This window comes from Vibrio sp. 10N.222.52.C3, assembly GCF_041474195.1.
GTDB lineage: Bacteria > Pseudomonadota > Gammaproteobacteria > Enterobacterales > Vibrionaceae > Vibrio > Vibrio crassostreae_C.
This window is the reverse complement of the sequence record NZ_JBFRTQ010000096.1, coordinates 21,986-28,027: the sequence shown is the minus strand read 5'-3', so window position 1 is coordinate 28,027 and position 6,042 is coordinate 21,986. Positions and strand designations below refer to the sequence as shown.

The 6,042-nt window shown below is 46.0% G+C and carries 4 protein-coding genes; 3 read left to right on the top strand and 1 reads right to left on the bottom strand.

The window, feature by feature from the left end:
• Nucleotides 1–74 precede the first annotated feature (74 nt).
• Nucleotides 75–2,429: a fatty acid cis/trans isomerase gene (locus AB4517_RS15790; protein WP_372148648.1), complete on the top strand. Its 2,355-nt coding sequence runs from the start codon at nucleotides 75–77 to the stop codon at nucleotides 2,427–2,429.
• A gap of 123 nt (nucleotides 2,430–2,552) precedes the next feature.
• Here the strand turns inward: AB4517_RS15790 and AB4517_RS15785 are convergent, their stop codons facing one another.
• Nucleotides 2,553–3,491, bottom strand: a complete 939-nt coding sequence (locus AB4517_RS15785) for a LysR family transcriptional regulator (protein WP_017071124.1) — start codon at nucleotides 3,489–3,491, stop codon at nucleotides 2,553–2,555.
• 93 nt (nucleotides 3,492–3,584) lie between these two features.
• Between AB4517_RS15785 and AB4517_RS15780 the strand changes: the two genes are divergently transcribed.
• Together AB4517_RS15780 and AB4517_RS15775 are read left to right on the top strand one after the other, a co-directional pair.
• On the top strand, nucleotides 3,585–4,910 hold the full coding sequence (locus AB4517_RS15780; RefSeq protein WP_017064775.1) for a cytosine permease: 1,326 nt from the start codon (nucleotides 3,585–3,587) through the stop codon (nucleotides 4,908–4,910).
• Between the two features lie 5 nt (nucleotides 4,911–4,915).
• Complete coding sequence (locus AB4517_RS15775; RefSeq protein WP_017064776.1) at nucleotides 4,916–6,040, top strand: DUF917 domain-containing protein; 1,125 nt, start codon at nucleotides 4,916–4,918, stop codon at nucleotides 6,038–6,040.
• The last annotated feature ends 2 nt before the right edge of the window (nucleotides 6,041–6,042 follow it).

Genomic DNA, 6,042 nt, shown 5'->3' with positions numbered 1-6,042 from the left:
CAAAATTGTTAGAACATGAGCATTTTCAATCATTTTCGATATAATTATAGAAAATGCCTAATATTTAAATACGTATGAATTTAAAAAAACTCTTCATTTTAGCTTTTGTTAGCGTCTTCTCAGGTTGTGCCGTCTACGCGGGTTTAAACTTCGACGAACTGTTTGGTGAACAACAAGTACGCGATCGCCAAGCACCTATTCTTTCGGCTCAAGCACAGCACTTCATTGACGAAATAAAGCCCATCATTGATAACCGATGCGTGGTTTGCCACGCTTGTTATGATGCCCCTTGCCAACTCAAAATGTCTTCAGTGGAAGGTATAGACCGAGGTGCGAGCAAAGCACTCGTTTATCAAGGCACCCGCTTAACGGCATCAGCCCCTACTCGCTTGTTTGAAGATGCTTTAACCACGCAAGAGTGGCGCGATGCGGATTTTCATCCTGTCCTCAATGAGCGTATGCAGAACTCAACGGCTAACCTCGATGCTGGTCTTGTTTCTCGTATGTTGATCCAGAAAGAGAATCACCCTCTGCCCGATCAAACCCAGCTTGAAGGTTTCGACTTTTCAATCGACCGCGACCAACAGTGCCCAACCATTGAAGAATACGCTCAATACGAGAGAGATTACCCAACTTGGGGAATGCCTTATGGGATGCCAAACTTAGACAAAACCGAATACGCGACTTTAATGAGTTGGTTGGAAAATGGCGCGTTAATGAACGACCACATTCCATTGACTGATGCAGAACAAGAGCTCGTTAATGTCTACGAAAGCTTTTTAAACAAGAGTGACAATAAGAGTCAACTTTCAGCACGTTACATCTACGAGCACCTGTTTTTATCTCATGTCTATTTTTCTGATTTAGCTCAGCCAACACGCTTCTTCACTGTTGTTCGCTCTGCAACACCACCAGGTGAAGCGGTACAGCGCATCACGACTCGTCGCCCTTATGACGATCCAAAAGTAGACCGTGTTTACTACCGTCTGATTCCAGAACAAGGCACTATCGTCGACAAAACGCACATGCCTTTCGCACTTAATAAAGAGCGTCTACAAAAGTGGAATACCTGGTTTGTCGACGTAAATTACGAAGTAAAACAACTACCTAGTTACGACATCGATGTTTCAGCTAACCCAATGACTTCGTTTGAAGCACTGCCAGTAAACTCGCGCTTCAACTTCATGTTAGATAACGCGCAAAACACCATCATGGCCTATATCAAAGGACCTGTGTGTCGTGGTCAACTTGCCTTGAACGTAATTAACGACCGTTTTTGGGTTTTCTTCATCGACCCAGAGAAAGCCGATGTTCCGGAAATCAACGCCTTCTACGCAAGTCAAAAGAAAAATTTAAAGCTACCTAGCGAACTAAAAAGTAACACCGTACCTGTGACCAACTGGGTAAGATACGCAAAGCAACAAGCGCAATACCTAAACGCGAAATCAGACTTCACTAACCAATGGTTCGAGAGTGGCGTCCACCTAGACACTGGCATCATTTGGGATGGCGATGGCATCAACCCGAATGCTGCTCTCACCGTATTTAGGCACTTCGATAGCGCCTCTGTTGTACAAGGGTTAGTTGGCACGCAACCTAAGACTGCGTGGATTCTTGATTATGCTCTTCTAGAGCGTATTCATTATCTTCTCGTTGCAGGCTTCGATGTTTACGGCAACTTTGGCCACCAGCTGATTACACGCATGTTCATGGACTTCTTGCGTCTTGAAGGTGAGAGTAACTTCTTAAGCCTTCTTCCTAAAGACGTTCGTCACATTGAACACTCTAGTTGGTACCAGAACCAAAGCGCACAACTGAGTGACTATTTGCAGCGAAACATTGCACCTTTTGATCAGCCGACCAGCGTGGTTTACAAAACGGCGGATCCGAAACACGAACTGCTTGATATGATCAAAGATAAGCTCGCACCTGTTCTCGATAATCGCTTTGAGATTGTTGAAACAGGTTTTGGTAGGAAGAATGAAGCACTGCTTAACCAAGTGAATTTGATAAAGGGCGAAGGCCTGCGTCATGTGCCTCAATTAGTGATGATCATGATTGAAGGCGAAAACGGCGAAGAGCAACTGTTCACCATGATTCACAATAACGCGCACAGCAACATTTCTAGCTTGTTTAATGAAGAAGGTAACCGTGATTACGCCAATGATGACCTTACCCTCGTACGAGGCGTTGTCGGTAGCTACCCTGCGGCTTACCTATCATTAACCGAGAGCGAGATTCCTACTCTGGTTAAAACGCTGCAAAACTTAAGCACAGAAGAAGACTACGTGGCGCTGCTAGATAAGTTTGCGGTACGACGCAGTTCTAACGAGTTCTGGCCGTTCAGTGATCGTGTACATCGTTGGTATCAACAAGATCAACCGATCGAGTTCGGCTTGTTGGATTACAACCGCTTCGAGAACCGTTAGTTTTCACTCATAAAGCATAAAAGCAAAAATCCTCTGTCTTGGCCGAGGATTTTTTGTATATGGGGAAAAGTATCTTAGGTGCTATTGAGAAGCGAGAAGTGCTCTTGAGAAGCGAAAAGCTCTCTAGATTGAATCCGATGCTTCCGGTTGGTGTAGCTCATCAAAAAACGCACGCGCGGCGGGGGAAAGGGAATCTACAGGTTGCTTCAACACCACATAAAACTGACTCTTAAGGCTCCACTTCTCGGGCTGAAGCGGAATCAAGGCTTGGTCATAATGGCCACGGTCGATTAAATGAGACGGTAAAAAACTCAGGTGTGTGCCCGCCAAGGTTAAAATTACACCCGACTCGACATGCCAGCCATCAAAAGGCTTTACGGAATCGTACTGCTCAATATTCAGTAATCGGAACATCTCATCTTTGGCATAGCCGCCCATGTTGATACGACAGCCATCCAATGAGAAATCCTTGTCCATGATCTTCTCAGCCAGATCCTTACGCGCATACAGATAACTGTGCTCTTCAAACAGTGGGTATTTATGTTGAAACGCTGATTTTTGATGTGACCCTAGAACCACTATCATCATATCAATCTGGTTCTTTGCTAACTTCTCATTCAACTGGGTGAAATCCCCGACATCAACACTCACCTCAACACTGTTACTGCGTTGGTAAAACGTCTCGATCGCTTTGGGAAGTGGGTTATAAGGCAAAGTGACGGTGTTATCCAAACATCCAATTCGCACATGCCCAGAGAGTTCCGTCTGTACACCTCGTAACTTATAAGCGAAGTCGGTTAAGGTCGATTTTAGTTGGTTCGCATATTTATACACTTGCTCACCTTCATGAGTCAGCTTAAAACCACGTCGACCACGTTGGCATAATGTTAATTCTAAGCTTTTTTCCAAGGCAATAAGCTGATTACTCAGCACTGGTTGACTAATCCCAGTGCTTGCGACCGCCTGATTGATGCCTCCTTGTTCAACAATTTCACAAAAAAGCTCTAATCTACGTAGGTCTCTTTTATCTAACTTATTGTTTGGATTCACTTTGCCACTCACATTTGTTTTTTGTTATGTTTACATCTGATTATATTCATTTATTAACAATAAATACATCAGTATGCTTTATTCACACTTATGGAATAACAATGCATGGATGGCACTATGGCGGCAGAAGCTTACGTGAATAAACCCGAAGCAACACACAGCCACAAAAAGATAGATGACTTCGAGTTGGAACCCGTTCCCGAGAAGGCCAAACGATCTTGGTGGGTCATCAGCCTTATTTGGTTGGCAATCGGCATCGACATTTCGGGACTGTTTCTCGGCTCGATTCTAAGCAGCGGTATTGGTTTTGAAGACGCACTGCTTGCCACGTTTATTGGTTCAGGCTTATTGGCGATCATCGCGATGCTGTGTGCCAACATTGGCTTTCAAGCTGGCGTGTCTACCCCGCTGGTGAGCAGCGCGGTATTTGGCCGTAACGGCGGTAAAATTCTTGGCTTCATCAACGGCATCTCATTAGTCGGCTGGTTCGCATTCCAGGCTGATTTCTTCGCTTTCATCATGGTCGATGCACTGGCGAAATACGACATCATAATTTCACACCTCACCGCTCTTATTGGCGGCAGTGTGTTAATGATGATGACGGCTATCTATGGCGTTCGTGCTTTAGGCAAACTCAGTACCTATTCTGTTCCATTGATGGTGACGTTGATTACCATCGGTTTGTTTATGGCTGCTGATTATCAAGGTGGCGCAGCGCCATCGATTGAAGATCCTTTGACGCTTGGCCAAGCCATCTCTTTTGTTATGTCTATCTGGATTCTAGCTGCGGTTGCTGCACCTGATATTGCTCGCTACGCCAAAACACGCCGTGATGCGATTTTAGGAGCGGGTATCGGTTTCCTCGTCGGCAACAGTGCCATCATTCTTATCGCATTGATCTTGACCAAAATGACCGGCACCGACGACCTAGTCGAAGTCTTCTTCACCCTAGGTTTAGGCATGGCGGCCATTATAGTACTGGTATTCGCACAATGGACCACCAACAGTAGCAACCTAACCTCTGGCGGCTTATGCATGTCGATGGTTCTACCTAAGATTCCGCGCCCTGTTCTGGTTGTGATCATGACCATCGTCGGCATTGGTATCGCTCAACTCGGCATGGTGAACAAGTTTACCGACTTCTTAATGCTACTCAGCGTAACCATTGCGCCTGCTGCGGGTGTCTACATCGTTCAATATTATGTTTTAGATTCGACAAAAATGAGCTTTGAGAACATCCAACAAGTTCCAGCTTGGATGTTTAAAGGCTTGGCTTCTTGGGCATTTGGTACTGCATTCAGCGCTTGTACTGCACCAGAGTTTTTCAACCTGTTTTCGTTCACCAGCATCTCGGCGTTAGACGGCATTCTTGCCGCTGGTGTGATTTACCTCGCCCTAATGAAGCTTTCTCCTTCAAGTGATAAGGAATAGTAGTTGTGATTATTACTGAACAAATGATTGATGATATCGCGCTGGGTGCGACGGTATTAGGTACTGGCGGCGGCGGTGACCCATACAGCGGTGCCTTGATGGCGAAAGTAGCCATTGCAACGGCAAAGCACCCTGTACGCATGATTCCTTTAGAAGACGTGCAAGACGATTGGATGACAGTGCCCTCTTCAATGATTGGCGCACCAACAGTCGCAGTAGAGAAACTCAATTCGAAAGATCAAATGTTGATTGCTTTCGAAGCGATGGAAAAAGCGCTCGGCACTGAAGTAGCGGCAACGTTTCCTATCGAAGTAGGCGGCTTCAATTCATTGATTCCAATTCTCGTTGCAGCGCAAAAGAACATTCCTGTGATCGATTGTGATGCGATGGGACGTGCGTTCCCAGAAGCTCAAATGGTGACCTTTTTTCTTGATGGTCTCCCTTCTGCCCCAAACACATTGGCCGATGAGCGGGGCAATGTGGTCACGCTTTACCCAATTGACGGTATTTGGTCTGAAAAGTTTGCGAGGCCAATTACCGAGCAGATGGGCGGCTCTGCAGCAATGTGCGATTACCCAATGAACGGTAAGAACCTAAAACGCAGCGCACTGCCTGCAACACTGACCCAAGCAATGAAGATTGGTGAAGCGATTAGACTGGCGAACGACAACAATAAAAGTGGCACACAGGCCGTATTAGACATTGTCGGCGGCCATACCATCATCAGTGGCAAGATTGTTGATATTCAACGTGAAACCGATGGTGGTTTTGCAACAGGTGGTGTCGTGATTGAAAAGCTGGCTCAGTTTGAAGATACCGGCGTCGATAACGTGTTTGTGCAGTTCCAAAACGAATTACTTCTCGCGCACAAAGGTACAAGCCGCGCAGACATGAGCCAAGATAACCTGCTGGCATCAACACCGGATCTTATTTCGATCTTGGATCATGAAACCGGCAAGCCAATCACAACCGAACAACTTCGTTACGGGCAGCGCATCGACCTTATCGCCTACCCTTGCGACCCCAAATGGCGCACTGACAAAGGTATTGAAGTCGCGGGCCCGGGTTACTTTGGCTACACCGTCGAGTATCAAACCATTGAACAACTAAAGTCTGCATTGAAGAGGTAGTC